The organism is Micromonospora sp. A202 (assembly GCF_006715105.1).
In the GTDB taxonomy this organism is placed as follows: Bacteria; Actinomycetota; Actinomycetes; order Mycobacteriales; family Micromonosporaceae; genus Micromonospora; species Micromonospora zamorensis.
In genome coordinates this window covers 1,954,598-1,980,629 of sequence record NZ_VFMP01000001.1, presented here as the reverse complement: position 1 = coordinate 1,980,629, position 26,032 = coordinate 1,954,598, and the positions used below count along the sequence as shown (strand labels likewise).

The 26,032-nt window shown below is 71.3% G+C and carries 21 protein-coding genes; 15 read left to right on the top strand and 6 right to left on the bottom strand.

All coding sequences use genetic code 11. The features are described from left to right. The first annotated feature begins 7 nt into the window (after nucleotides 1-7). The 4 genes from FBZ33_RS09075 (at nucleotide 8) to FBZ33_RS09060 (ending at nucleotide 4,561) form a co-directional block, all read left to right on the top strand. Nucleotides 8-1,192 (top strand): zinc-dependent alcohol dehydrogenase, encoded by a 1,185-nt coding sequence (locus FBZ33_RS09075; protein ID WP_141908704.1) that lies wholly within the window; start codon nucleotides 8-10, stop codon nucleotides 1,190-1,192. Between the two features lie 55 nt (nucleotides 1,193-1,247). Further along, nucleotides 1,248-2,177 carry an SDR family NAD(P)-dependent oxidoreductase gene (locus FBZ33_RS09070; protein ID WP_141908703.1) on the top strand — a complete coding sequence of 310 codons (930 nt, stop codon included), beginning with the start codon at nucleotides 1,248-1,250 and terminating at the stop codon, nucleotides 2,175-2,177. Nucleotides 2,178-2,289: 112 nt separating this feature from the next. Next, complete coding sequence (locus tag FBZ33_RS09065; protein WP_141908702.1) at nucleotides 2,290-3,294, top strand: serine hydrolase; 1,005 nt, start codon at nucleotides 2,290-2,292, stop codon at nucleotides 3,292-3,294. 124 nt (nucleotides 3,295-3,418) lie between these two features. After that, complete coding sequence (locus FBZ33_RS09060) at nucleotides 3,419-4,561, top strand: MBL fold metallo-hydrolase (protein ID WP_141908701.1); 1,143 nt, start codon at nucleotides 3,419-3,421, stop codon at nucleotides 4,559-4,561. Nucleotides 4,562-4,567: 6 nt separating this feature from the next. Here FBZ33_RS09060 and FBZ33_RS09055 read toward each other — a convergent pair whose 3' ends face one another. Then, complete coding sequence (locus FBZ33_RS09055) at nucleotides 4,568-6,079, bottom strand: deoxyguanosinetriphosphate triphosphohydrolase family protein (RefSeq protein WP_088951603.1); 1,512 nt, start codon at nucleotides 6,077-6,079, stop codon at nucleotides 4,568-4,570. A 141-nt stretch (nucleotides 6,080-6,220) separates the two neighbouring features. On the opposite strand from FBZ33_RS09055, the gene FBZ33_RS09050 reads away from it, so the two are divergent. From FBZ33_RS09050 to FBZ33_RS09040, 3 genes are all read left to right on the top strand, one after another. After that, nucleotides 6,221-8,680, top strand: a complete 2,460-nt coding sequence (locus FBZ33_RS09050; protein ID WP_141908700.1) for a Tex family protein — start codon at nucleotides 6,221-6,223, stop codon at nucleotides 8,678-8,680. A gap of 319 nt (nucleotides 8,681-8,999) precedes the next feature. Then, a complete protein-coding gene (locus FBZ33_RS09045; RefSeq protein WP_255508775.1) occupies nucleotides 9,000-9,908 on the top strand; it encodes an aminoglycoside phosphotransferase family protein in 909 nt (302 codons plus the stop codon). Between the two features lie 24 nt (nucleotides 9,909-9,932). Then, a complete protein-coding gene (locus FBZ33_RS09040; protein WP_141908699.1) occupies nucleotides 9,933-10,400 on the top strand; it encodes a hypothetical protein in 468 nt (155 codons plus the stop codon). Here FBZ33_RS09040 and FBZ33_RS09035 read toward each other — a convergent pair. Further along, complete coding sequence (locus FBZ33_RS09035; RefSeq protein WP_141908698.1) at nucleotides 10,330-11,277, bottom strand: DUF389 domain-containing protein; 948 nt, start codon at nucleotides 11,275-11,277, stop codon at nucleotides 10,330-10,332. The two genes, FBZ33_RS09040 and FBZ33_RS09035, sit on opposite strands and share 71 nt — an antisense overlap. Nucleotides 11,278-11,524: 247 nt before the next feature. Here FBZ33_RS09035 and FBZ33_RS09030 point away from each other — a divergent pair, with 247 nt between their 5' ends. The 4 genes from FBZ33_RS09030 to FBZ33_RS09015 all read left to right on the top strand — a co-directional run bounded on the left by FBZ33_RS09030 (nucleotide 11,525) and on the right by FBZ33_RS09015 (nucleotide 16,043). Beyond that, complete coding sequence (locus tag FBZ33_RS09030; protein ID WP_305069519.1) at nucleotides 11,525-12,211, top strand: sugar transferase; 687 nt, start codon at nucleotides 11,525-11,527, stop codon at nucleotides 12,209-12,211. Between the two features lie 22 nt (nucleotides 12,212-12,233). Then, nucleotides 12,234-13,382: a DegT/DnrJ/EryC1/StrS aminotransferase family protein gene (locus tag FBZ33_RS09025; protein WP_141908696.1), complete on the top strand. Its 1,149-nt coding sequence runs from the start codon at nucleotides 12,234-12,236 to the stop codon at nucleotides 13,380-13,382. Continuing rightward, entirely contained in the window at nucleotides 13,379-14,023 is a 645-nt protein-coding gene (locus FBZ33_RS09020; RefSeq protein ID WP_141908695.1) for an acetyltransferase, read from the top strand. Before FBZ33_RS09025 ends, FBZ33_RS09020 begins: the two co-directional genes overlap by 4 nt. 145 nt (nucleotides 14,024-14,168) lie before the next feature. Beyond that, nucleotides 14,169-16,043, top strand: a complete 1,875-nt coding sequence (locus FBZ33_RS09015; protein ID WP_141908694.1) for a nucleoside-diphosphate sugar epimerase/dehydratase — start codon at nucleotides 14,169-14,171, stop codon at nucleotides 16,041-16,043. Nucleotides 16,044-16,117: 74 nt separating this feature from the next. Here FBZ33_RS09015 and wecB read toward each other — a convergent pair whose 3' ends face one another. Then, on the bottom strand, nucleotides 16,118-17,242 hold the full coding sequence (wecB, locus tag FBZ33_RS09010; RefSeq protein ID WP_141908693.1) for a non-hydrolyzing UDP-N-acetylglucosamine 2-epimerase: 1,125 nt from the start codon (nucleotides 17,240-17,242) through the stop codon (nucleotides 16,118-16,120). A 235-nt stretch (nucleotides 17,243-17,477) separates the two neighbouring features. Between wecB and FBZ33_RS09005 the strand changes: the two genes are divergently transcribed. The 4 genes from FBZ33_RS09005 to FBZ33_RS08990 all read left to right on the top strand — a co-directional run bounded on the left by FBZ33_RS09005 (nucleotide 17,478) and on the right by FBZ33_RS08990 (nucleotide 22,351). Beyond that, complete coding sequence (locus tag FBZ33_RS09005; protein WP_305069518.1) at nucleotides 17,478-18,503, top strand: polysaccharide biosynthesis protein; 1,026 nt, start codon at nucleotides 17,478-17,480, stop codon at nucleotides 18,501-18,503. Continuing rightward, entirely contained in the window at nucleotides 18,500-19,804 is a 1,305-nt protein-coding gene (locus tag FBZ33_RS09000) for a glycosyltransferase family 4 protein (RefSeq protein WP_141908692.1), read from the top strand. The genes FBZ33_RS09005 and FBZ33_RS09000 overlap by 4 nt, the downstream gene beginning before the upstream one ends. After that, nucleotides 19,801-20,715 (top strand): SDR family oxidoreductase, encoded by a 915-nt coding sequence (locus tag FBZ33_RS08995; RefSeq protein WP_099851983.1) that lies wholly within the window; start codon nucleotides 19,801-19,803, stop codon nucleotides 20,713-20,715. The genes FBZ33_RS09000 and FBZ33_RS08995 overlap by 4 nt, the downstream gene beginning before the upstream one ends. A 160-nt stretch (nucleotides 20,716-20,875) precedes the next feature. Then, nucleotides 20,876-22,351: an O-antigen ligase gene (locus tag FBZ33_RS08990; RefSeq protein WP_099851982.1), complete on the top strand. Its 1,476-nt coding sequence runs from the start codon at nucleotides 20,876-20,878 to the stop codon at nucleotides 22,349-22,351. Nucleotides 22,352-22,418: 67 nt separating this feature from the next. Here the strand turns inward: FBZ33_RS08990 and FBZ33_RS08985 are convergent, their stop codons facing one another. Genes FBZ33_RS08985 through FBZ33_RS08975 form a run of 3 tightly spaced genes read right to left on the bottom strand, consistent with a single transcriptional unit; the run spans nucleotide 22,419 to nucleotide 25,977 of the window. Further along, nucleotides 22,419-23,675, bottom strand: a complete 1,257-nt coding sequence (locus tag FBZ33_RS08985) for a glycosyltransferase (RefSeq protein WP_141908691.1) — start codon at nucleotides 23,673-23,675, stop codon at nucleotides 22,419-22,421. 5 nt (nucleotides 23,676-23,680) lie between these two features. Then, complete coding sequence (locus FBZ33_RS08980) at nucleotides 23,681-24,928, bottom strand: glycosyltransferase family 4 protein (RefSeq protein ID WP_141908690.1); 1,248 nt, start codon at nucleotides 24,926-24,928, stop codon at nucleotides 23,681-23,683. 32 nt (nucleotides 24,929-24,960) lie between these two features. Then, the gene (locus tag FBZ33_RS08975) at nucleotides 24,961-25,977 is read right to left on the bottom strand and encodes a glycosyltransferase (RefSeq protein ID WP_141908689.1); all 1,017 of its coding nucleotides are present in this window, start codon (nucleotides 25,975-25,977) and stop codon (nucleotides 24,961-24,963) included. Between the last annotated feature and the right edge of the window lie 55 nt (nucleotides 25,978-26,032).

The window sequence follows — 26,032 nt, the reverse complement described above, 5'->3', positions numbered from 1 at the left end:
GAGGGACATGAAGGCACTGACCTGGCAGGGCAAGCGGGACGTACGGGTCGAGGAGGTGCCGGACCCTCGGATCGAGGAGCCGACCGACGCGATCGTGAAGATCACCTCGACTGCGATCTGCGGCTCTGACCTGCACCTGTACGAGGTTCTCGGGCCGTACCTGAAGCCGGGTGACGTCCTGGGCCACGAGCCGATGGGGATCGTCCAGGAGGTCGGGTCGGGCGTGACCGGGCTCCAGCCCGGCGACCGGGTGGTGATCCCGTTCAACATCTCCTGCGGGAGTTGCTGGATGTGCCAGCGGCAGCTCTACGCGCAGTGCGAGACCACCCAGGTCACCAGCGAGGGCAAGGGCGCGGCGCTGTTCGGTTACACCTCGCTCTACGGTTCGGTGCCGGGCGGGCAGGCCGAGTACCTGCGCGTCCCGCAGGCCCACTTCGGGCCGATCAAGATCCCGGAGACCGGCCCTGACGAGCGTTACCTCTACCTGTCCGACATTCTGCCGACCGCCTGGCAGGCGGTGAAGTACGCGGACACCCCTCCGGGCGGCACCCTGGCCGTCTTCGGGCTGGGGCCGGTCGGGCAGTTCTGCGCGCGGATCGGCCGCCACCTCGGCGCGGGCCGGGTGATTGGGTTGGACCTGGTGCCGGAGCGGCTGGAGCTGGCCCGCCGGCACGGCATCGAGGTGCTCGACGTGAGTGAGCTGTCCGACGTGCCGGGCGCGCTGATCGACCTGGTCGACGGCCGCGGCCCGGACGCGGTGATCGACGCGGTCGGGATGGAGGCGCACGGTTCTCCGGCGGGGAAGTTGGCTCAGACCGCCGCCGGGCTGTTGCCGGACAAGCTGGCCCAGACGATGACCGACCGGGCGGGCGTGGACCGGCTGTCCGTCCTGCACGCCGCGCTCAAGGCGGTTCGCCGTGGCGGCACCGTGTCGCTGTCCGGCGTGTACGGCGGCGAGGCGGACCCGATGCCGCTGATGGAGATGTTCGACCGGGGCATCCAGCTGCGGATGGGGCAGTGCCACGTGCGCCGGTGGACCGACGACATCCTGCCTCTGCTCTCCGGCGACGACGACCCGCTGGGTGTGGAGGACCTGCGCACCCACCGGATGCCGCTGGCCCAGGCGCCGCAGGCGTACGAGATGTTCCAGAAGAAGGAGGACGGCTGCATCAAGGTCGTGCTCGAACCATGAGTGCGAGGAGTGAGCCGGGGTTGCGAGCCCCGCAGTCACGAATGCAGCCGGTGCCGTGAGCCGAGTGGTCGTGATCGTGGGCGCGAGCAGCGGGATCGGCCGGGCGACGGCCCGGGAGTTCGCCGAACGCGGCGACCGTCTGGTCCTCGCCGCTCGCGCCACCACGACCCTGGCCGAGGTACGCGCGGAGTGCGCCGACGTCGACGTGTTGACCGTGCCGACCGACGTCACCGAGCCGGGCGCGCTGGACGCGCTCGCCGACGCGGCGATCGAGCGGTTCGGTCGCATCGACGTCTGGGTGCACACGGCGGCGGTGATGGCCTACGGTCGCTTCGACGAGCTGCCCGGGCGGGTCTTCGACCAGGTGGTACGGACCGACCTGCTCGGCGCTGCCGGCTCGGTGCGGGTGGCGCTGCGGCACTTCCGGGCCGCCGGGGCCGGCACTGTCGTCCTCACCGGCTCGGTGCTCGGCCACATCACCGCCCCGAACATGAGCGCGTACGTGGCGAGCAAGTGGGGTTTGCAGGGTCTGGTCCGCACCGTGCAGCAGGAGTTGCGCGACAGCCCGGAGATCCGGCTGTGTCTGGTCAACCCGGGCAGCGTGGACACACCGGTGTACCAGCAGGCGGCCAACTACCTGGGCCGGGTCGGGCGACCTCCGCCGCCGGTCGCCAGCCCGCATCGGGTGGCCCGGGCCATCGTGAACTGTGTGGACCGTCCCCGTCCGGAGGTGTCCGTGGGCCGACTCAACGTGGTGATGCGGGTCGGGTTCACCGTGCTGCCGGGCGTCTACGACATCCTCGTCGGGCCGTTGATGCGGCTGGCCGGCCTGAGTGGACGGCCGGTCGCCGCGAACGACGGCTCGGTCTTCGCCCCGAACCCGGCCGGTGAGGCGGTACGCGGCGGTCACCTGCCCGACCTGCGGCAACTCGTGTCCGGGCCGGCGAGCGCAGTCGGAGCGGCGGTGCGCCGACGATTCGGCTGACCTGTTCGGAGTTGTTCGGGACTGTTCGGGGGGCATTGTGGATCGATCAACTCGCCTAGGGTGGTGGGCCAGCAAGCGCTCTGGCGCACCACGATGGGGGAGACGATCGACCATGCGACTGAACCGCAGAACGGCACTCGGGTTGGGCACGGTGGCCACCGCCGGCACGGTGCTGGGCGCCGCCCCCTCGGCGAGCGCCGCCGAGAGCACCGAGGTCACCCCGACCACCCCGGCGCGGGCAGCCCGCCGGGTGGCCGCCGTCTTCGCCAAGCACAGCGTTGAGGCCGGCGGCAACTGGCAGGCGTACGTCAGCGTCGCCGACCCGGCCGGCACGCCGGTGGTCGCGGTGGAGGCCGACGCGGACCGACGGATCGAGGCGTACAGCGTCAACAAGATCGCGGTCGCCACGGCGGTGCTCGACAAGGTCGACCGGGGGCTGCTCACCCTGGACCAGCAGGTCGAGGTGAGCGCGGCGATCGTCGTGCCGGGCGGTGACGGCATCTTCAGCCTGGACGGCGCGTACCCGAGCATGGTGACCCTCGGTCACGTCCTGGCCAATCTGCTGACCGTCTCGGACGACACGGCGGTGCGGCTGTGCGGGCTGGTCGCCCCGGCTGCCGAGATCAACTCCATCCTGGTCGTCAAGGGTTTCCCGAACACCCAGGTTCAGCCGGTGGCCAACCCGAACCGGTTCTTCCTCGGCACCAGCACCCCGCGCGAGACGCACGACCTGCTGCGCGCCCTGGTCGGCGGCACGCTGCTCTCCCCCGCCTCGACCACGTACCTGTTGGGTCTCCTGCGTTCCCCGGTGGCCTTCACCGACGGCATCCGGCGCACCATGTCCTCGGACGAGCGGGCCCGGATCGCCACCAAGGCCGGCTGGTACGCCGACGCCCGGCACGAGGCCGGCGTGATCTTCGACCGCTCCGGTGCGGCCGTGCTCACGTACGCTCTCTTCGCCGATGGGCAGGCCAACCCGGAGGACTTCGGCGCCACCCACCCGGCGGTCCAGGCCCGGGCAGCCATGGGCCCGAAGTTCCTGGCCGCGGTGGACCGGATCGCGGGCGTGGGCCGGACGTTCCGGATCACCGCTCGGCGCCCCAGCAACGGCGGCTAGGTCACCCGCTGAGCCCGTCCCGGGTCGGTCGCCGCTGGCGGCGATCGACCCGGCGTGGCGACCGCCGAGGCACGGACCGGTCCGGGTGACTACCGTGTAGGGCGGACACGTCGGAGGGACGGCAATGGCACGAGCGCAAAGCACGGACGTCGAACGGTCGCTCGGGCGGCGGATGCGGGGCGCGGCCGGGCTGGCGGCGCTGGCCGGGCTGGCCTGGGTCGCCCGGGATGTGCCGGCGGCGCTCGGCGGCCGACTCAGCGGGGCCCGGGCCGAACGGGCGGCCCGCTCGCCCCAGTTCCGCGAGGGCACCTTCCACAACCAGGCCGGCACCCGCACAATGGTCGCCGAGCCGGGCCGCAACCTGGTCCGCGAGCTGCTCTTCGGCAAGCAGAAGCGACGCCCGACCGCACCCGTGCCGCTGCTGCGCTCCAGCGCACCCCACACCGTCGACACCGCCGACGAGCTGAACATCGTCTGGTACGGCCACGCCTCGACGTTGATCGAGATCGAGGGCCGGCGGGTGCTGCTCGACCCGGTGTGGAGCGAGCGGTGTTCCCCCTCCGGGCTGGTCGGTCCTCGCCGGCTGCACGAACCACCGGTACGCCTCGACGAGCTGCCGCCGCTGGACGCCATCCTGATCTCGCACGACCACTACGACCACCTCGACATGCCGACCGTGCGGGCGCTGCTGGCCGGGCAGTCCGCGCCGTTCCTGGTGCCGCTCGGCGTGGGCGCGCACCTGGACCGCTGGGGCGTACCCGCCGAGCGGATCATCGAGTTGGACTGGTCCGAGTCCCACCGGGTCGCCGGGCTGGAGATCACCGCCACCGCCGCCCAGCACTTCTCCGGGCGAGGGCTGCGCCGCGACGGCACGCTCTGGAGTTCGTGGGTGGTCGCCGGGGCGCGCCGCAAGGTCTTCTACACCGGCGACTCCGGTTACTTCGACGGGTACGCGGCGATCGGCGCCGAGCACGGGCCGTTCGACGTGACGCTGATGCAGATCGGCGCGTACGACCGGGCCTGGCCGACGATCCACATGTTCCCCGAGGAGGCGGTCGACGCCCACCTCGACCTGCGTGGCGGGCTGTTCGTCCCGGTGCACTGGGCGACGTTCAACCTGGCCCTGCACGACTGGTCCGAGCCGGTGGACCGGCTGTGGGCCGAGGCGAAGGCCCGCGACGTGCGACTCGCCGTGCCCCGCCCAGGCGAGCGGGTGGTGGTCGACGAGCCGCCCGCCGTCGACGGCTGGTGGCAGTCGGTCGCCTGAGCCGGGTCAGAGCACGAAGGCGTCGGTCCAGAGCGCGCCGGAGCGGCCGGAGAGCGCATCCAGCATGGCCACCGCCTGACCGTCGGTGAGCTGCGCGACGAAGTCCACGATGGCCCGCCCCCGGGCGCGGCCGATCCGGTCCGGGATCCGCGGGTGCAGTTCCGCCTCGGCCAGCTCGACCAGGTCGTGCAGCCGGCGGGGCAGTCGCGACTCCTCCTCCGGGTCGAGCAGCCACTCCCAGAGCGCCTCGACCAGGGTGCCCAGCAGCCGGGCCTGGCCGCGCTGGTGCAGGGCGAGATCCGGTCGGGCCAGCACGAACCGGTGGTGGACGAACTTGAGCACCTGCACCTCGTGCCACTGCGCGCAGCCCAGCAGCACGTGACCGGAGCGCACCGACGGCTGGTCGGTCACCGTGATCGCCTCGACGAAACGGGTGGACCAGCGGGCGGAGAACCGCGCCACGTACTGCTCGGCCTCGATCGAGCCGTCGAACGGCATCGCCAGCAGCCCGTCGACCAACTCCTCGCGGACGTGCTCGACAGCGGCGGCGAACGCGTCGTCGTCGGCGATCCAGGCGTCCTTGCGGTGCAACTGCCGACGCAACCGCTCGATCGCCGCCCCCGGACGCCGGGCCGCGGTGGCCAGCGCCGCGTCGGTGATCGCCCGGAAGTGCCCGCTCTCGCGCTGCCACGCCATCAACTCGGCGGACACCGACCCCTGTTGGAGCACACCGACCCGGTAGAAGTCCTCCACGTCATGGATGGCGTACGCGATGTCGTCGGCGGTGTCCATCACCGACGCCTCCACGGTCTGCTGCCAGTCCGGGATGCGGCCGGCGAACGGCTCCCGGGCCTGCCGCAGGTCGTCGAGTTCGGTCCGGTACGCGCCGAACTTCGACGAGCCGCTCTCCGGGTCGTCCGGCGGAGGGGTGGCCCCGCGCGGCGGTGGGTCCATCGTGCGCGGGTGCGGGTCGGGGTGGTCCAGCCGGGTCCACGGGTACTTCAGCATCGCCGCGCGGACGGCGGCGGTCAGGTCCAGCCCGGTGGTGGCCGCGCCGCGGATCTCGGTGCTGGTGACGATCCGGTACGACTGGGCGTTGCCCTCGAACCCGTCGGCGAGGCCGAGGCGCTGGCGAGCCAGCCGGTCCAGCACCCGCTCCCCCAGGTGCCCGAACGGCGGGTGGCCGAGGTCGTGTGCGAGCGCAGCGGCCTCCACCACGTCGGGGTCGCAGCCGCCGAGCTTGTCCAGCAGGTCACGCCACCGCTCGTCGGCGTTCAACCGCTCGGCGACCGCCCGAGCCACCTGGGCGACCTTGAGGCTGTGGGTGAGCCGGTTGTGCACCAGCAGCCCGGAGCCGACCGGGCTGATCACCTGGGTGACACCGCCGAGGCGGGCGAAGAACGGCGAGCCGACGATCCGGTCCCGGTCGGCGCGGAACGGGTTGGCCGTCAGGTCGCCGAGGGCACGGGCGCTGCCGCCGAAGAGCCGCCGGGCGCGCGGCTCCGCAGGTGTTTCCATGATCGCCACGCTAGCGCAGGGCCGCTGACACCGCCGCCGGTCACCCCGGCCGGGCGCGGCGACAGCGTCGGGGGCCGCCCGGCAGAATGCAGGCGGTACCCGCTCTTTGAAGGCGGATCGAGTCGAAGGCGGATCGAGATCGTGACCCAGTCTGTTCATCAGCGGATCGCCGACGAGCTCGGCGTGGCCGAGCGTCAGGTGCGGGCGGCCGTGGAGCTGCTCGACGGCGGCGCCACAGTGCCGTTCATCGCCCGTTACCGCAAGGAGGCCACCGGCCTGCTCGACGACACCCAGCTGCGCACCCTGGAGGAGCGGCTGCGCTACCTGCGCGAGCTGGACGAGCGGCGGGCCGCCGTGCTGGAGTCGATCCGCGGTCAGGGCAAGCTCGACGAGGCCCTGGAAGCGCAGATCATGGCCGCCGACTCGAAGTCCCGGCTGGAGGACATCTACCTGCCGTACAAGCCGAAGCGGCGGACCCGGGCGCAGATCGCCCGCGAGGCCGGGTTGGCGCCGTTGGCCGAGACGCTGCTGGCCGACCCGACCCAGGACCCACGGGCCACCGCCGCCGGGTTCGTCGATGCGGAGAAGGGCATCGCCGACGCCGCCGCCGCGCTGGAGGGCGCGCGGGCGATCCTCATCGAGACCTTCGCGGAGGACGCCGACCTGATCGGCACGCTGCGCGAGCAGATGTGGTCGCGAGGGCGCCTGGCTTCCCGGGTACGCGAGGGGCAGGAGACCACGGGCGCCAAGTTCTCCGACTACTTCGACTTCTCCGAGCCGTACCCGAAGCTGCCCTCGCACCGGATCCTGGCCATGTTCCGGGGCGAGAAGGAGGGCGTGCTCGACCTGACCATGGAACCGGAGGAGGCCGGCGAGTCCGACGCCGCGCCGACCGGCCCGACCCGTTACGAGGCGGCCATCGCCGGCCGGTTCGGGGTCTCCGACGCCGGTCGCCCGGCCGACCGCTGGTTGACCGACACGGTCCGCTGGGCCTGGCGTACCCGGATCCTCATCCACCTCGGCGCGGACCTGCGGATGCGGCTGTGGCAGGCGGCCGAGGAGGAGGCGGTGCGGGTCTTCGCGACCAACCTGCGCGACCTGCTGCTGGCCGCGCCGGCCGGCACCCGGCCCACGATGGGCCTGGACCCGGGCCTGCGGACCGGCGTGAAGGTGGCCGTGGTGGACGCCACCGGCAAGGTGCTCGCCACCGACACGATCTATCCGCACGAGCCACGCCGGCAGTGGGACGCGTCGGTCGAGACCCTCGCCCGGCTGGCCGGGGCACACGGGGTGGAGTTGGTCGCGATCGGCAACGGCACCGCCTCGCGGGAGACCGACAAGCTGGCCGGCGACCTGATCAAGCGGCACCCGCAGCTGAACCTGACGAAGGTGATGGTCTCCGAGGCCGGCGCGTCGGTCTACTCCGCCTCCGCGTACGCCTCGCAGGAGCTGCCCGGGATGGACGTGTCGCTGCGTGGCGCGGTCTCCATCGCCCGACGACTCCAGGACCCGCTCGCCGAGCTGGTCAAGATCGACCCCCGGTCGATCGGGGTCGGCCAGTACCAGCACGACCTGTCCGAGGTGAAGTTGTCCCGGTCGCTGGACGCGGTGGTGGAGGACTGCGTCAACGCGGTCGGGGTGGACGTCAACACCGCCTCGGCGCCGCTGCTGACGCGGGTCTCCGGGATCGGCGCCGGGCTGGCCGAGAACATCGTGCTGCACCGGGATGCCAACGGGCCGTTCCGGTCGCGTACCGAGCTGAAGAAGGTGGCGCGACTCGGTCCGAAGGCGTTCGAGCAGTGCGCTGGCTTCCTGCGCATCCCCGACGGCGACGACCCACTGGATTCCTCCAGCGTGCACCCCGAGGCGTACCCGGTGGTGCGCCGGATCCTCTCCACCACCGGTCAGGACCTGCGCTCGGTGATCGGTAAGAGCACCATCCTGCGGGGGCTGCGGGCCACCGACTTCGTCGACGATCGGTTCGGTCTGCCCACCGTCACCGACATCCTCGCCGAGCTGGAGAAGCCGGGCCGGGATCCTCGGCCGGAGTTCCGCACCGCCACCTTCGTCGAAGGGGTGGAGAAGATCGGCGACCTGACGCCGGGCATGGTGCTCGAAGGCGTGGTCACCAACGTGGCCGCGTTCGGCGCGTTCGTCGACGTCGGGGTGCACCAGGACGGTCTCGTGCACGTCTCGGCGCTGTCCCGGACCTTCGTGAAGGACCCCCGCGACGTGGTGAAGTCCGGTGACGTGGTCAAGGTCAGGGTGCTCGACGTGGACGTACCCCGTAAGCGCATCTCGCTGACCCTGCGCTTGGAGGACGAGCCGGGAGCCGCCGGTGGCGGTGGTCGGACGAGCCAGGAGGGGCGTGGCGGCCCGGCGCAGCGCGGGCCGCAGGGTGGGCCTGCCGGTCAGGGTGGTCGCGGCGCCCAGGGTTCCCGGGGCGGGCAGGGTGGCGGGCAGGGTGGTCGTGGCGCGCAGGGTGGCCGCGGCGGGCAGGGTGGCGGGCAGGGTGGCCGCGGCGGGCAGCAGCGGCAGGGTGCGCCGGCGCCGGCCAATGACGCGATGGCGGAGGCCCTGCGCCGCGCCGGCCTGGCCTGATCAACCAGCGGGGCGCGCAGCCCTCGCTCGACAAGCTCGGGATGCCGCCCACGCGGGCGGCATCCCGAGCACCCAAGATTCTGTCGACCTCGATCGCCGGCCTGCCCGGTGCTCCACGGCACGGCACGGGTCCTCACGGAGACCTGTCGAGCTGCCCCACTCGTGGGGCGAGTCCGTGTGGCCGCGGTCCAGATCTGGGGCAGCTCGACAGGGGCCGCCTGCATCGGGCTCCCAGAATCCGCATGCGCCGTCGGAGTGAGGGAGCCACGGAGGAAGGATGCGGACCCCGGGGGAAATCGGCTCGCCTGGCAGCGCAGCGATGCGTGATGATCTCGCGGTGAAGATGCACGCCGATCAGCTCGACGTCAGCGCCGAGGTGGTGGCCGCCCTGGTCGCCGAGCAGTTTCCCGAGTGGCGGGCCCTCCCCGTTCGTCCGCTCCCCTCGACCGGCACGGTGAACGCCCTCTTCCGGCTCGGTGCGGAGATCGTCCTCCGGTTTCCCCTGCAACCGACGGCTGGCGCCGAGCTGCGGGCCGAGCTGCTGCGGGAGCAGGAGCACGCTCGGCTACTTGGCCGGCACCTGCCGATCGCGGTGCCCGAACCGCTCGGCCTCGGCGAGCCGGGCGAGGGGTACCCGGGGCCGTGGACGGCGTACCGCTGGATCCCCGGAGAGACGATCCACCCCGGCCGCTTCGGCGACCTGGACGCCTTCGCCCGGGACCTGGCCGGCGTCGTCACCGCCCTGCACGCCATCGACACCGGTGGCCGGACCTGGTCCGGGTCCGGCCGGGGCGGCCCGCTGGCCAACCAGGACGGCGGAGTGCGGTCGGCCCTGGCCAGCAGCGTCCAGCTCACCGACACCGCTCGGCTCGCCGAGGTGTGGGACCGCTGCCGGGCCGTCCCGCGGTATCAGGTGGCCGACGTGTGGATCCACGCCGACCTGATGCCGGGCAACCTGCTGGTTCGCGACGGCCGGCTGGCCGCGGTCATCGACCTGGGCGCCGTCGACGTGGGCGACCCGGCGGTGGACCTGATGCCGGCGTGGAACCTGTTCGACGCCAGGTCGCGGGAGACGTACCGGCGGGCGCTCGGCGTGGACGATGCGACGTGGGAGCGCGGGCGCGGATGGGCGCTGGAGCAGGCGATCAACGCGCTGCCGTACTACGTCGAGACCAACCTGGTGATGGCCGCCATCGCTCGGCGCACCCTGCGGGCCGTCCTCGACTGAGCCGCGTCGCGTACCGTCGGCGTCGTGATTGAGCCGGACGGCCGGACGTGGCGGGATCAGCGGCAGCAGGCGGTACGGGCGCACGCCGACGCGGACGCGCGGCGGCGGGCCGCCGAGCAGGCCGAGGCGGCGAAGCTGGTGGCCTGGTTCGTGGCCGAGGCGACCCGGCGGGGGCTGCGCACCACCCGGCTGGTCGCCCGGGGTTACGACGGGCGCGGGCGCTACCGGACCAGGCTGACCGGCTGGTACGTCGACCGGGCCGAGACCCGGGCGGTGGACGTGGACGGCCGGTTCCACCTGCTGACCGTGCCGGGCGGTCTGCGGGCCCGGCTGTTCGGCGTCGACCCGGAGCCCAGCCCGGCGCCGTTGGTGGTCGGGGCCGGTGGCCGCGACGGTGAGTCCATCCCGTTGCGGACGCTGCTCACCCGGTTGCTAGACGGCGGCGCCGGCGAGCCAGACCCCACCACCAGACCTGCTGCACCACGAGGGTGAGCAGCCCGGCGAGGACGATCGCAGCCAGGTTGATCACCAGTTGGAGGGCCGAGCCGCCCGCTTCGTCCCACGCTCCGTAGGCGGCGGCCACCGCCACGTTCGCTGCGGCCGGGACCGTGGTCACCGAGATCAGCACCCCGACCAGGCTGCCGGACTTCTTCGACGTCAACGAGAGCATCCCGGCCACACCGGCGAGTAGACCGACCACCCAGGACAGCGCGTCCGGCCGCCAGATGAAGTCGGTGAGCGGGCGTTCGGCGAGCAGCATCTCCCGACTGACCAGGCCAACTGCGGTCAGCGCCCAGGTGCTCAGCACTGTCGCCACCATGGCCGCCAGGAACCCGACCACGAGAGCCTGCACCGAGCGGCCGATCACCCCGAGCTGGCGGCGCAGCAACGCCACGCACAGCGCGGCGAGGGGACCGAACTCCGGACCGACCACCATCGCCCCGACGATGAGAATCGGCTGGTCCAGCAGCACCCCGATGCCGGCGATCATGGTGGCCACCACGATCAGCACGAGGTAGGTGCCGGACAGTTCCGTCTGCTCGCCGGTCTTCGCGGCGATCTCGTCCCAGACGACCGCGTCCGCGCCACTGCCTGGTGCGTCCTCCGCCGCCCGGTCGGCCGCATCGGAGATGGTCAGCTCGACGTCGTCGGCGGCGATGCCGCCGCTGGTGTCCACGCCGATCCGCCGCAACTCCCGCAGCACGCGGTCGGCGCTCTCCCGCACCACGTCGCAGAGGATGAGATCACCCGGTGGTTGCCGGGCGGCACCAGGCAGCACGGCGAGGTGAGTCACCCCCGCCTCCGCGGAGAGCAGGTCGACGACCTCCGTCGACAGGTCCACCGGGGCGATCACCCTCAGGTGCAGCACGCCATCCCCCTCGCCCGACCGGCCAGTTCTTCCCTCGCCTGACTGGCCGACGCGACTCTACCGCCCGGCCTGTCGACGCCTGGAGCTGCACAAGGCCGCCGATCTGGCCGTGTCCGACTGCGGGGTTTCGGGGTTGATCGGGGGAATGCGGACTGACTGTCGCTATTCGGTGACACCGCGTCATGTGTACCCGATATGACAAATGAGTACGTTTTGTGTAAATCATGTGGGAGGTCACACCGTGCCGGTGCCTGATGGTCTCGTGGACGCCGATCTGTCACTGTCCCGGAGCAGCCCGAAGCGGGGCAAGCGAGTCGCCGACGTCGTCGTGGCGGCGGTCCTTCTCATCCTGGTCACGCCGTTGCTGATCGTGGTGGCGGCTCTGGTCGCGATGCGTCTCGGTCGCCCGGTGCTCTTCCGCCAGTGCCGCGCCGGACTGCACGGACAACCTTTCGAGCTGGTCAAGTTCCGCACCATGCGACCACCCAACCTGAACCTCGGCCTGGTCGGAGACCGCGATCGACTCACCCCACTCGGGCGTTGGCTGCGCGCCACCAGTCTGGACGAGCTGCCCACGCTCTGGAACGTGCTGCGCGGCGACATGAGCCTGGTCGGCCCGCGCCCGCTGCTGCCCGAATACCTCAGCCGCTACTCCCCCCGCCAGGCCCGACGGCACGAGGTCCGGCCCGGCGTCACGGGGTTGGCCCAGGTGCGGGGGCGCAACAGCTTGAGCTGGGAGGAGAAGCTGGAATTCGACGTGCAGTACGTGGAGAGCCACAACCTCCGGGTGGATTTGTCGATTCTCGCCGCGACCGTGCGGACCGTGCTGCGCCGCGAGGGAATCAACGCGGCCGGGTCCGCGACCGCGCCGGAGTTCCTCGGTACGCCGCCCCGCCGTCCGGCACCTCCGCAGCGCGACCGGACACCGGCGTGACGACCCCCTGGGGAGCCGGCCGATGAACCAGACGATCCACCTGTCCCCGCCCGACGTCGGCCCTCTCGAAGAGTCGTACCTGGTCGCGGCCCTGCGTTCCGGCTGGGTGGCGCCGGCCGGCCCGGACCTGCAGGCCTTCGAGCACGACATCGCCGAGCGGGTCGGCACCCGCGGAGCCGTCGCGGTCAGCTCCGGCACCGCCGCCCTGCACCTGGCTCTACTCGGCGTCGGCGTGACGCCTGACGACGTGGTCATCGTGCCCACGCTCACCTTCGTCGCCACCGCCAACGCGGTCCACTACATCGGCGCGCGTCCGGTCTTCGTGGACTGCGACCCCAGGACCGGCAACCTCGACGTCGATCTCACCGCCGACCTGCTGCGTCGGCTGCGATCGCGCGGCGAGCGGGTTGGCGCGATCGTCCCGGTGGACATGTTCGGCAGCTGCGTCGACTACCACTCGCTGGTCCCGGTCTGCGACGAGGCCGAGGTCCCCCTTGTGGAGGACGCCGCGGAGGCGCTCGGGGCGAGCCACCGGGGGCAGCCCGCCGGCTCCTTCGGGCACGCCGGCGTGCTGTCTTTCAACGGCAACAAGATCATGACCACCTCCGGCGGCGGGATGCTGGTGAGCGACGACGTCGCACTTCTCGACCGGGCCCGCCACCTCTCCACCCAGGCCCGCGAACCAGCGCGACACTACGAGCACCGGGAGACCGGCTACAACTACCGGCTCAGCAACCTCCTCGCGGCGCTCGGCCGGGCCCAGTTGCTCCGGCTGGACGAGATGATCGCGCGACGCCGCCAACTACGCGACCACTACGCCAAGCTCTTCGCCCCGGTGCCGGGCGTCCAACTCCTCGGCGCCGAGGACACCGAGTCGAACTGCTGGCTCACCGTCATCACCGTCGAGCGGGAGCGGTGTGGTTGGCAGGCCGACGACCTGGCGGCCCATCTGGCCGAGCGGGACATCGAGACCCGGCCAGTGTGGAAGCCGATGCACCTTCAGCCCATGCACGCCGGCGCGGAGAGCCTGCTCAGCGGTGCGGCGGAGCGGCTCTTCGCCGACGGGCTCACCCTGCCCAGCGGGAGCGCCCTGACCGAGCCGCAGATCGCACGGGTGCTGGCCGCGATCGACGAGTTCCTGGCCGCTCGAACGGGAGGGCCCGCCGCGTGACAACGGGACTGGTGGTGGTCGGCTGCGGCGGCCACGGCCGGGAGGTGCTGACCATCGCCCGGGCTGTCAACGAGGCCGCCAGCCGACCGATCTGGCAACTGCTGGGCGTTGTCGACGACCGACCCAGCGAAGAGAACCTGAAACGGTTGCAGCGACTCGACGTGCCGTACCTCGGGGACGTGGCCTGGCTGCGCGACGCGCCCTCGGCCACCCGACACCTCATCGGCATCGGCGATCCCCGGATCCGCCGCGCCATCGGCGGCCGCATCGACGGGTACGACACCGAGGCCGCGAGTCTCGTCCACCCGGACGCCACCATCGGGCCGGACACCGAGTACGGGCCGGGTTTCGTGGCCTTCGCGGGAGCCAGGGTCACCACGAACGTCACCCTCGGCCGGCACGTCCATCTCAACCAGAACGCCACCGTCGGACACGACAGCCGCCTCGCGGACTACGTCTCGGTCAACCCGCTCGCCGCCGTGTCCGGTGACTGCCACCTGGGCGAGGGCGTGCTGATCGGGACCACCGCCGCGGTGCTCCAGGGCCTGCGGATCGGACGGGACAGCACGGTCGGGGCCGGTGCCTGCGTCGTCCGGGACGTACCCGATCAGGTGACGGTCAAGGGCGTTCCGGCCCGCTGAAGGCACCTGACCCACAGCCTATTCAGCTCACAAACACCGAAAGCGCCCAATAACGCCGCTTTGGCATGTAACAAGAACAAAGAGCCTAGAGGCTCCTTCCGTCGTGTGGGCGGAAGGAGCGTGCGACGGGACAGGGAGCCAGCACATGCCGCAGGACACCGAGAACACGCAGCACGCGGACCGGCAGGCGCGGCGGGCCAGGGCCCGTCAGCGCACGGCCGGGTTCCTCGCCACCGACACCACCGCCTGGGTCGGTGGATTCGTCACGGCCGCGTGGACCCGGTTCGAGTTCCAGCCGCCCCCGGGACAACTGGGACGGGCAGCAGCGGTCGGCGTCGTGGCGGCGGTCGTACACGTGGCGGTGGCGGCGCTACGCCGGCTCTACTCCGGACGACACCCGCTGGGCAGTCTGCAGGAGGTTCAGGGCGTCGCCGGGACCGCCATCACGACGGGGGGCATCGTGCTGCTCGCCCTGCTGCCGTCCGGCGAGCGACCGGTTCCGGCGAGCACCCCGCTGGTCGGCGGCGCGCTGGCCCTGCTCTTCATGCTCGGGGCCCGGTTCGCGTACCGGCACCGCCGCGATCTCGCCATGCGGCCGGACGTCCGGTCGTCGACGCCCGTGCTGCTGTTCGGGATGGGTGACGCCGGCCAGGGCCTGCTGCGCGCGATGCTCAGCGACCCGCGCGGCCGGTACCTGCCGGTCGGCGCGCTCGACGACGACCCCGACAAGCGCGACCTGCGCATCGGCGGGGTGCGCGTGCTGGGTGGACGGCAGGACGTCGGCACCTCGGTCCGGCGTACCGGAGCCACCACCGTGATCTTCTCGGTGGCCAACGCGGACGCCGCGTTGATCCGCCAGATCCGCGAGGCCACCCTGGAGGCCGGAGCGGTCTTCAAGGTGCTGCCGCCGGTGCGGGACCTGGTCGACCACCGGATCACCGTCACCGACGTCCGGGACGTGCAGGTAAGCGATCTGCTCGGCCGACGGCAGGTGGTCGGCGACCTGCCGTTGAGCACCAACAGCCTGACCGGCCGGCGGATCCTGGTCACCGGCGCCGGCGGGTCGATCGGCTCCGAGCTGTGCCGTCAGGTGATGAAGGCCAACCCGGGCGAACTGATGATGCTCGACCGGGACGAGTCGGCCCTGCACAGTCTTCAGATGTCGCTCGCCGGGCGGGCCATGCTGGACGGGCCTGAGCTGATCCTCGCCGACCTTCGCGACGACGAGGGAATTCGGCGGATCATCCGGGAACGCCGGCCGGAGATCATTTTCCACGCGGCGGCGCTCAAGCACCTGACGCTGCTGCAGCGGCACCCGGGCGAGGCGATCAAGACCAACGTCTGGGGCACCCTGTCGGTGCTGGACGCCTGCCAGGACGTGGCGAAGTTCGTCAACATCTCCACGGACAAGGCCGCAGATCCGATCAGCGTCCTCGGCTACTCGAAGCGGATCACCGAGCGGTTGACCGCACACGCCGCGTCCCGGTTCCCCGGCACGTTCCTCAGCGTCCGGTTCGGCAACGTGCTGAGCAGTCGCGGCTCGGTGGTGACGGCCTTCCAACGGCAGATCGAGACCGGCAAGCCGCTGACCGTCACCCACCCGGACGTCACCCGCTACCTGATGACCCTGCAGGAGGCCGTCCACCTGGTGCTTCAGGCCGCCGAGATCGGCCGGGACGGGGAGGCGCTGGTGCTCGACATGGGCGACCCGGTGCGGATTGTCGACCTGGCACGCCAGATGGCCGACCAGGCGTCCAGTTCCGTGCCCATCGTCTACACCGGTCTGCGGCCCGGCGAGAAGCTGCACGAGGATCTGCTCGGGACCGGCGAGGTAGACACCCGACCGCTGCACCCCCTGGTGTCCCACGTGGCCGTGCCGCCGCTCGACCCGATGGAGGTCAGCGGGCTCGACCCGTACGAGGACGCGGCGAAGGTCGTCGAGCACCTCGCACTGCTCTGCACCCAGCCGACCGACCCGGTGGTGGAGGGTCCTCTGGGCGTACCACTGCAGTCGCGCTGATCGCGCGACTGGGCTGGCGCATCAGGGCCGGTGACCGCGGGGGTGCGGTCGCCGGCCCTGATGGCGTCCCGGTCTCAGCGGCGGATGCCCGCCCAGTCGTGGTGCCGGCGGACCGTGGAGAGGATGAAGTCGACCACCCGCCGGGAGGTGTCCGGCACCTGGTAGTCGGCCGGGCAGGGCACCCCCCGTGCCGCGACCTGGGCGACGGTGACCCCGATGGCCTCGACCACGCCCTCCGGGTCGAGACCGGTCATGATGATTCCGCCCGCGTCGAGTGCCTCCGGACGTTCCATCGAGTCGCGCAGGGTGACCGCCGGGAAGCCGAGGATCGCCGCCTCCTCACTGATGGTGCCGCTGTCGGAGAGGGTGCACCGGGCCTGGCTCTGCAGGCGTACGTAGTCGAACAGACCGAACGGCTCGTGGAAGGTGATGCCGTCGGCGCTGAGGTCGACGTCGGTCAGGGCCTCCAGCCGCTTTCGCGTGCGGGGGTGGGTGGAGACGAGCACCGGCAGCCCCCAGGTCTGCCGTACGGCGCGGAGGCAGTCGAGCAGCCGACGCAGCCGGGCCGGCTGGTCGACGTTCTCCTCCCGGTGGGCGCTGACCACGAAGTAGCCGTCGGGTTCGAGGCCGAGCTGGCGCAGAATTCCGGAACCTGCGATGTCCGCGGCGTAGTGGTCCAGCACCTCACGCATGGGCGAGCCGGTGTGCAGGATGCGGCGCGGGTGAAGCCCTTCGGCGAGCAGGTTGCGCCGGGCGTGCTCGCTGTAGACCAGGTTGAAGTCGGCGATGTGGTCGACGAGACGCCTGTTGGTCTCCTCCGGGACGTTGAGGTCGAAGCAACGGTTGCCGGCCTCCATGTGATAGACGGGCACTCGCATCCGCCGTGCCATCAGGGCGGCGATGCTGCTGTTGGTGTCGCCGAGGACCAGGAGCGCGTCCGGCCTCAGCTCGGTGATGGCCGTCTCCATGCCGGTCAGCACGCCGCCCAGAACCCGTCCCAGCGAGGACGTGTCCACCCGCAGCGACCGGTCCGGCTCCCGCAGCCCCAACTCCTTGAAGAAGACGTCGGAGAGGGTCGCGTCCCAGTTCTGCCCGGTGTGGACCAGCACGTGCTCCACGGTCTCGTCGAGCGCGGTCATGATCCGGGACAGCCGGATGATCTCTGGTCGGGTCCCTACCACGGTCATCACCCGTGTCATGTGTCCACCCTTCGCCGATGACTGCGCCGGACTCCGTCTCGGGCCGGCAATTCGATCGTTGGACAAACGAGTCGAGATAGCCGGTGGTAGCGGCATTTTTAACGAAGATTAGTCGCTTACCAAATTTGTCAGTGGTTATCCTGCTTCCCGGGTCATTGGTCTGCTTAGGACGGTATGGTCCGGATCTATGAAAACTGCGAACTCCCCTGAAATGGCGGAGAGGGCTGGAGGAGAAGTGATTTCCTCGCTTTCGGACCGACGTTTCCTGATCACCGGCGGGACTGGCTCCTTCGGCCAGACCATGGTCCGTCGCCTGCTCGACGCCGGGGCCGCCGAGGTGCGGGTACTCAGCCGCGACGAGTCGAAGCAGGACGCGATGCGGCACCGCATCCGCGACGACCGCGTCCGCTACTACGTCGGCGACGTACGCGATTACGACTCCGTGGCCAAGGCCAGCCGGGACACCGAATTCGTCTTCCACGCCGCTGCTCTCAAGCAGGTCCCCTCCTGTGAGTTCTTTCCACTGGAGGCGCTGCGGACCAACGTGTTGGGCAGCGCCAACGTCGTGGACGCGTGCGAGCGCAACGGCGTCGAAGCTCTGGTGCTGTTGAGCACCGACAAGGCGGTCTACCCGGTCAACGCGATGGGCATGACGAAGGCGCTCATGGAGAAGGTGGCGCAGGCTCACGCGCGCAACAACCCTGCCGCCCGGACCCGCGTCTGCTGTGTGCGCTACGGCAACGTCATGTACTCGCGGGGTTCGGTGATCCCGCTATTCATCGACCAGATCCGCAAGGGGACACCGCTGACGGTGACCGAGCCGACGATGACCCGCTTCCTGATGTCGCTGGAAGAGTCGGTGGACCTGGTGGAGCACGCCTTCCGGCACGGCCAGCCCGGCGACATCTTCATCCGTAAGGCAGACGCCTGCACCATCGGCGACCTGGCGACGGCGCTGTGCAACCTGTTCGGGGTCCCCGTCAAGATGAACGTCCTCGGGATCCGGCACGGCGAGAAGCTCTACGAGACCCTCGCCAGCCGCGAGGACCTGTCCCGCGCCGAGGACTTCGGGGAGTTCCTCCGGGTGCCGGTGGACAGCCGGGACCTCAACTACGCCCTCTACTTCGAGGAGGGCAGCGTCGACCGGGGCACCCAGGACTTCAACTCGCACAACACCCGGCGTCTCGTCGTTCCGGAGATCGAGTCGCTGCTCCTGAACCTGCCGGAGGTGCGGGCGCACCTCGACGCCGTCGCGGCGTGAGCGCCCCGGCCAGAAATGGCGGACGGCCGGACCGGGTCGCACTGGTCAGTCAGTGGTTCCCCCCGGAACCGGCGCCCTTCGCCGAAGGCATCAGCGACTCGCTGCGCCGACAAGGCTTCGACGTCGACGTGCTCACCGGGGTGCCGAACTATCCGAAGGGCGTCGTGTACGACGGATACTCGGCCCGCCGACGGACCGTCGAGCTGCGCAACGGCTCCCGGGTCGTCCGTACGCCTTTGCACCCGAGCCACGACCGGTCCGCGGTCGGCCGGGCCGCCAACTACCTGAGCTGGGCGGCGTCCTCGTCCCTGCTCGGCGCGTCCGTGCTGCGCAACGCCGACGTCGCTCTGGTCTACTCCTCGCCGGTCACCGCCACGGCCGCGGCCATGACGGCACGGCGACGCTGGGGCACCCCGTACGTGACCATGGTGCTGGACCTCTGGCCGGACTCCATCTTCGCCACCGGCTTCCTCACCGACGGGGTGGCCCGCCGGCTCGCGGAGGCGAGCCTCGGCTGGTTCACGGACCGGACGTACCGCTGGGCCGATCACGTCACGGTCCCGGCGCCCGGCCTGCGGGACACGATCATCGCCCGGGGCGTCCCGGCCGAGAAGGTCTCGGTGGTCTACAACTGGGCCGACGAGAAGGTCATGCAGCCGACCGAACCGGAGCCCGGCCTACGCGCCCGGCTCGGCCTGCGCGACGACGACTTCGTGCTGATGTACGCGGGCAACCACGGCCCGGCGCAGCGACTCGACACCGTGATCGACGCCGTGGCCCGGCTGCACGACCTGCCGGACGTCCACCTGGTCCTGGTCGGCGACGGGGTGGAGAAGGACGCGTTGATCGTGCAGGCGGCGCGGAGCCGACCCGGTCACGTCCACTTCCTCGACCAGGTCCCGCCGGACCGCTTGGCGGCCCGGATGGCAGCCGCCGACCTGCACCTCGTGTCCCTGGCGAACGATCCGCTGTTCAGCATCACCCTGCCCAGCAAGGTCCAGTCGATCCTGGCCTGTGGCCAACCCGTGCTCGCCTGCGCGCCCGGCGACGCCGCCCGGGTCGTCCGGCACGCCGGCGCCGGCTTCGACGCCCGACCGGAGGACCCGGCAAGCCTGGCCGGGGTCATCCGGCAGGCCAGGCAGACACCGCGGTCGCGGCTGCGGGCGATGGGGCGGGCGGGCCGGCACCACTACCTGACCCACATGAGTCAGGCGACCAACGTGCAGGTCCTCGCCGACCTGCTCACCGAAGCGGCACGGCGGGCCAGGAGCGGCACCCGCCGGGACAGGGAGTCACGATGACCCGACGCGTCCTCGTCCTCGGAGCGACCGGGATGCTGGGCCACGCACTCGTCCGGGAGCTGAGTGAGGATCCGGGGCTTGACGTGTACGGCGCCGCGCGGAGCATGGAGGGCCGCGCGCACCTCTTCTCGCCCGAGCTGCTCGCCCGGATCACCCCCGCCCTCGACGTCAGCCGGTTCGACCAGGTGCGACAGGTGATCGACGACATCCGCCCGGACGTCGTCGTCAACTGTGTCGGCGTGATCAAGCAGCGCCCGGATGTCCAGGATGCCGTCCACACTGTGATGCTCAATGCGCTCTTCCCGCACCTGCTGGCCGACGCCTGCGCTCAACTCGGCAACCGGCTCGTGCACGTCAGCACCGACTGCGTGTTTTCTGGCAGGCGCGGTGGCTACCTGGAGGACGACCTGCCGGACCCACCCGACCTCTACGGGCAGTCCAAGTTGCTGGGCGAGACCAGGTCGGCTCCCGCGCTCACCCTGCGCACCTCGATCATCGGGCACGAGTTGACCACGAACCGGTCGCTGCTGGACTGGTTCCTCTCCCAACAGGGTCTGGTGCGCGGGTTCACCAGGGCGATCTACAGCGGAGTGACAACCGTCGAGTTCGCCCGACTGCTGCGCGAGGTCATCCTGCCCCGCGAGGACCTGACCGGGCTGTACCACCTCGCCGCGGAGCCCATCTCGAAGTACGACCTCCTCCGGCTGGTCGCCGACGTGTACGGCTGGCGGGGCGAGTTGCTGCCGGACGTCGACTTCGTGATCGACCGGTCGATGCGCGCCGACGCGTTGGCGCAGGCCACCGGTTACCGGCCGCCGGCATGGCCGGACATGATCCGGCTGATGCACGACGCGCGAGCCAGGTGGAGCATCCCCGAGGCACTGGCGAGCCGACAGACCGCGCCGGTCTGACCGCACGTACACCAGGGGTCGGCTGCCGGCCGGCCTCTCCGCTGACACATCTGCGCGACAACGACGGACCGGTGGGGCCACTCTCCTCGCCCCATCCCCGCAGTCGACCAGGACCACCAGCCGACGCCGATCCAGGCCGGCAGGAGCCGAAGGACATCACGTGGTAGAACGCCTTGGCCTCGTCGCCCTCGTCGTCGGGGCAGTCTGTCTCACGGCGGTCACGACCGCCTTCGCCCTGGACGAACCGATGATCGCCGCCGGTGTGGCGCTCCTGATCGCCGCGCTCTATCTCACGCGGCGCCTCGACGCTTTCCGACGGATCCTGGCCGTGGCGACGATCCTGCTGGTCTGCGCCTCGTCCAACATGCCGTCGCTGGTCACCTTCAGCTTCTACGCGCGGTACCTCGCGGTCGGCTGCCTGATCGTCTGCGCGTTGAACGGGCGGGACAGCCGGATCCGGCCAGCCGACAACTGGACGCGCCTGTTCATCGCCGCGCTCTGGGCGACCGCGGGGCTGGCCACGCTGAGCAGCGTGTGGTCGATCGCCCCGTTGCACACCCTCCAGCAGGGCGTCGCGCTGCTGCTCCTCGCCGCGCTCGCCCACGTGTTGCTGCGCCGCCGGTGGGCCGACACAGCGGCCGTGGCCACCGACCTGCACGTGGTCTACGCGGTGCTCAGCCTGTCGCTCGTTGTCAGTCTCGGCTACGGGATCGCCGGTCGCGCGTCGGCCACCTCATTCAACGACCGTTTCCAGGGTCTGTACGCCAACCCGAACATGCTGAGCATCATCTGTGCCCTGACGATTCCGCTCGGCTGGGCGCTCTACCAGCAGTCGCGCAAGCGGGCACAGTTGCTCGGCGTCGTGCCGGCGCTCATCGCCGTCCCGCTCACCGAGTCCCGCACCGCGTTGATCGCCGTCGTCGTCGGCGGCCTCTGGGTGGTGCTCCGGCACGGTGCCGGGCCGATGGCACGCCTGCTGGTGGTAGCGGTCGGGGGCCTGGGGTTGGCGTACCTGTTCGGCATGGTCCCCAGCGTCGTGGGTTCGACCTGGGCGCAGACCTTCGCCGCCCGGTTCACCGACCCGGACAACGGCGATCTCTCCAACGGACGCACCCAGACCTGGCAGGCGGCCTACGAGCTGTGGCAGAGCCGTCCGACGCTGGGCTTCGGCTACGCGTCGGGAATCCACCTGTTCGAACAGACCCGTCAGAACGGCTTCTTCGACGTCAGCGTCAACCTGGTGCACAACAGCTACCTTCAGTGGCTGCTGGAGCTGGGGGTCATCGGCGTCGCCCCGCTGCTCCTGCTCCTGCTCGCCGCGATGCGGGCGGTACTGCTGGCCCCCATCGGCGCACTCAACTCGGGTCTGGTCTGGCTCATCGTCACCGGTCTGCTGATCCAGGTCACCGAGTCAACGATGTTCGGCATGGGTCAGCCCTACCCGTACGTGTTCTGGCTGGCCGTGGCCGGCGTCCTGGTGAAGACCCGCTCGGGGCGCCACTTCTCCGGGGTTCCCGCCGCCGTGTACATCTCGGGACGTGCCAACGGCGGACCGTACCCGCACAGCTCGACGGGTCGGCGGCAGCCGGCCGGTGCGCACGGTTCGGCCCGGCGGGAACGGGTGCCCGTGCGGTAACGCCCGACCAGGAATGCCGGACGGCCGCCCCACCGGGGCGGCCGTCGGTCGGTTCGGAACCCGCGCGTCAGTTCGCCGCATCCGTGGGGTCGAGGAAGGCCGTCACCCGTGCCCGCCAGGCCCGGTGGTCGAAGGACTCGCGGGCCGTCCTGCGGGCCGCTCGGCTCATCGCCGCCCAGTCCTCGTCCCGCAGGCGCAACGCCCGCTCGATGCCGCGCTGGACGTCCTCCGGACCGTTGCCGTCGAGCACGAGGCTTTCCACCCCGTCCCGCACGTACGCGGCGAGGTCGCTGGTGTAGTTGAGCATCACCGGACATCCGGCGGAGAGGCTCTCCGGCACCTTGGACGGGAAGCCGTTGGCGGCGTATCCCCCGGTGGGGCGCACCAACAGCGAGAAGTGCGCCTCGGACAGCAGAGTGAGCACCGTGTCGCGAGGCACCCGGCCGAGGAACGTCACCTCGGCCGACACCGAGTCCAGCACCGAGACGTCCAGGTCGGACAGCGCGGCGGCGTCCTGGCGGGTGACCCCGGCGATGGTGAGGCGTACCCGTGCCTGGTCCTGCGGTGACAGTCGGCTGATCCCGCGGAGGATGACGTTGAGCATGTCCTTACGGCCGGGCGTTCCTGCGTACAGCAACCGCAGCCCACCGGTCAGCGACGACGGCCGCGGCTCGGCGAACTCGTCGCAGTCCACCTGCGGCGGCACCACCAGCACGTCGAGGCCACGCCGTTCGAAATAGCCGCCGAGGGTGGTCGACACCGCGATGGCCCGGTGGACGAGGCGGGTGGCCAGGAAGGTGGACCAGCGGTGCCGAACGAAGTACGGGGCCAGCCAGCCGCGCCGGAACTGGCGACGGTCGTGCCGCTCGCTCGCGTCCACCACCACCGGGCAGCGCAGCGCGAACCGCAGCACCGCCCAGTTGCCCAGGGTCATCATGGCCATCGGCAACAGCACCACCGAGACGTCACCGCGCACCACACCCCGACGGCGCATCGCCCGCACCACCCGGACCGGACGGGTGAGGCGGGCCGACATCCGGGTGACACGGTTCCCGCCCGAGGTCCGCAGCGTGATCAGCTCGATGCCGGCGACCTCGTCGCGCTGCGGTGGCACGGACCCGTCGGACGGCCAGTCGTTGACCACCAGGGTGTGGGTGCCGTGCGGCGCCGCACACCGGGCGAGTTGCAGCAACCGGTTGGAGGTGGCGTCACCGTACGGAAAGCGGTAGTGGCCGATCAGGAGCGGACGTGGCTGCTCCGTCCGCCGCGCCGGGCCGTCGAGCCTCCCGTGGTCGGTGCCGAGCACCGTCGTCTGGTCGTTCATCTGTCTCACCGTTCCGAAGCGGCGGGCAGCCGACTTCTGTTCTTGACAACGGGTACGGACGGCGGGCCTTCGGGCAGCCGCCGCCGGTAGATCGCCAGGTGCGTCTCGACTGCCGCCTCGATCGCGAAGGGGCTCGACTGGAAGCGTCTGCCGGCCGTGTCGGGATCGGTCGCCATGGTGTGGCCGGCGGCGCTCGCCACCGCCGCCGCCCACACCGCCGGCGCCGCGTCGGTGTCGACGATGGTGACTCCGGGCAGGTGCTCGTCGATGAAGCGCACACCGGGCAGGTCGGCGGCGACAGTGCCGATCCCCAGGGCGATGGGTTCCAGCACACCGCCCGGCAGGCCTTCCAGGCAGGACGGGTGTACGACAACGTCGGCCTGGCGGAGCAGGCCGCCCACGTCGTCGCGTGGGCCGAGCAGGTGTACCCGGTCGGCGACGCCGTGTTCAGCGGCGGCGGCTCGCACGCGGGCCTCGTCGTTGTCGTCCGAGGGGCCGATGAGGACGACGTGGGCGTCGACGCCCTGATCGCGCAGACCGGCCAGGATCGGTGGCAGGAGCCAGCGCCGCTTCTCCGGCGAGGCCCGGCCCACACTCACGCAGAGCAGGTCGTCCGGGCCGGCCCCGGTCAGGGCCCGGAGGTGCTGGCCGGTCGGCCGGTGGAGCCGGTCGAGGTCCAGACCGTTGAGCACTACCTGACACCGCGGGTCGTCGCGCCAGGCCCGGTGATAGCCACAGGTGAGAGCGCTGGGCGAGACGCCCAGGATGTCCGTGGCCGACGCTCGCAGGAGCTGTCTCCAGACCCACCGCTGCGCCCGCCGACGCAGGTTGCGGTGCTGGTTGTCGTCACCCCGGAAGTGGGCGACCCGGGTCGGTACGCGGCCGAGCAGCGCGAGGCAGAGAAGCACGCCGGAGAAGTTCGCGCAGTCCACGTGCACCACGTCCGGGCGCAGCCGCCGCAGCAGCCGGAGGAAGCGCAGCGGGAACCGGGCGTCGAGCGGGATCGGGATGACCGACCCACCGTGTCGGACGGCCGCCTCGGCCAGGGGCCCGGGCCCGATCCGGCCGCTGAGCGTCACGAAGTGGACCTCAGTCCCGGCGGCTGCGAGACGGGGCAGCAACTCGGCGGTCCGCATCTCCGTACCCCCGAAGTTCAGCTCGCCGAGGACCCGCAGCACCCGGCACCGGCCGTCGTCGCTCCGACTCCCCGGGCCGACGCCGACGTCGGCGCTGCCGAACACGTCCTCGGACATTTCGTCTCCTTGTTCTTCCGTCCGGCTGCTCGTCACGGGCGGACCGCCCGGGCAACGGCTGCCGCCGACCTGTCGACCTGGCGGCCCGGCCGCTCCCGATCCAGTCCCAGCAGCCGAGTGAAGTACGCGCCCCGCTCGAACGCGTCCGGTTCCGGGACCACCGTCCGGTCGATCTCGTCGAGCGCGTCAGCGAGGCTCGCCACGTCCGCAGTGCGGTACGGGGTCAGGGCGCTGCCCGCGACCTCGCGGGACTGCGCGCTGTCCGGTGCCAGCACCGGCAGGCCGTAGACGCGTGCCTCGGCCAGCGGGTAGCCGAAGGACTCCACCAGGCACGGGAAGAAGACGGCCGTCGTCCGGCGCCAGTGTTCGGAGAGTTCGTGGTGCGGCAGCTGCCCCAGCAGATCCAGTCGCGGATGCCGGGCCAGGTCATCCGGCAGATCGTGGGGGTGCGCGGTCATCCGTACCCGAGCCGGGTGCTGGCGTCGGTCCAGCGCGGCGAGCAGCACGCGGAGTTCCGCTACCACGTTCTTGAACGGTGACGGCACGACCGGGACGAGGATCGACACCTCGTCCGTTGGCACCCGGGGGCCGACCGGGCTGACCGGGTTCGCGAGCACCAGCAGCCGGTCGCGTACCGCCGGCACCCGATCGGCAACCCGTTGCGCCATGGCCGAGCACGGAACGGCGATCACGTCGGCCCGATGCAGCATCCGCCGGACCACAGGAATCTGGGCCCGCAGCGACCGGGGTTGCAGCGTCAACAGCCGCCCCTCGCTGGGTGCCAGGAAATGCAGGGCGTTGTGCACCAGCACCCGCCGCTCGGTGCCGCGCCAGGCGAACGAGACGTTGTTCAGCGAGACGAGCACGGGGGCGCCTGCGGCGACGACCTCGCGCCGCACCAGCCACGACGGCGTGAGGTGGCGGTCCCGTCCGATGACCCGGATCGGGACGGCGCCATCGGCGAGGAAGGCGTCGAGTTCGGTCTTGAGACGCCCGGCACCGCCGCCCGCCCCGCCCGCGGCGTCGATGACGATCTGCGCCTGTTTCATCGAAGGACTCCCCTAGCTGTTGAAGAGGACGGGCCGGCTGACGATCCCTGCCGGC

Bases quoted from the DNA above. Each gene is read 5' to 3' on its own strand.
- FBZ33_RS09075 (WP_141908704.1), top strand. From the start codon at position 8: ATGAAGGCACTGACCTGGCAGGGCAAGCGGGACGTACGGGTCGAGGAG.
- FBZ33_RS09065 (WP_141908702.1), top strand. From the start codon at position 2,290: ATGCGACTGAACCGCAGAACGGCACTCGGGTTGGGCACGGTGGCCACC.
- FBZ33_RS09060 (WP_141908701.1), top strand. From the start codon at position 3,419: ATGGCACGAGCGCAAAGCACGGACGTCGAACGGTCGCTCGGGCGGCGG.
- FBZ33_RS09055 (WP_088951603.1), bottom strand. From the start codon at position 6,079: ATGGAAACACCTGCGGAGCCGCGCGCCCGGCGGCTCTTCGGCGGCAGC.
- FBZ33_RS09045 (WP_255508775.1), top strand. From the start codon at position 9,000: ATGCGTGATGATCTCGCGGTGAAGATGCACGCCGATCAGCTCGACGTC.
- FBZ33_RS09025 (WP_141908696.1), top strand. From the start codon at position 12,234: ATGAACCAGACGATCCACCTGTCCCCGCCCGACGTCGGCCCTCTCGAA.
- FBZ33_RS09015 (WP_141908694.1), top strand. From the start codon at position 14,169: ATGCCGCAGGACACCGAGAACACGCAGCACGCGGACCGGCAGGCGCGG.
- wecB (WP_141908693.1), bottom strand. From the start codon at position 17,242: ATGACACGGGTGATGACCGTGGTAGGGACCCGACCAGAGATCATCCGG.
- FBZ33_RS08995 (WP_099851983.1), top strand. From the start codon at position 19,801: ATGACCCGACGCGTCCTCGTCCTCGGAGCGACCGGGATGCTGGGCCAC.
- FBZ33_RS08985 (WP_141908691.1), bottom strand. From the start codon at position 23,675: ATGAACGACCAGACGACGGTGCTCGGCACCGACCACGGGAGGCTCGAC.
- FBZ33_RS08980 (WP_141908690.1), bottom strand. From the start codon at position 24,928: ATGTCCGAGGACGTGTTCGGCAGCGCCGACGTCGGCGTCGGCCCGGGG.
- FBZ33_RS08975 (WP_141908689.1), bottom strand. From the start codon at position 25,977: ATGAAACAGGCGCAGATCGTCATCGACGCCGCGGGCGGGGCGGGCGGC.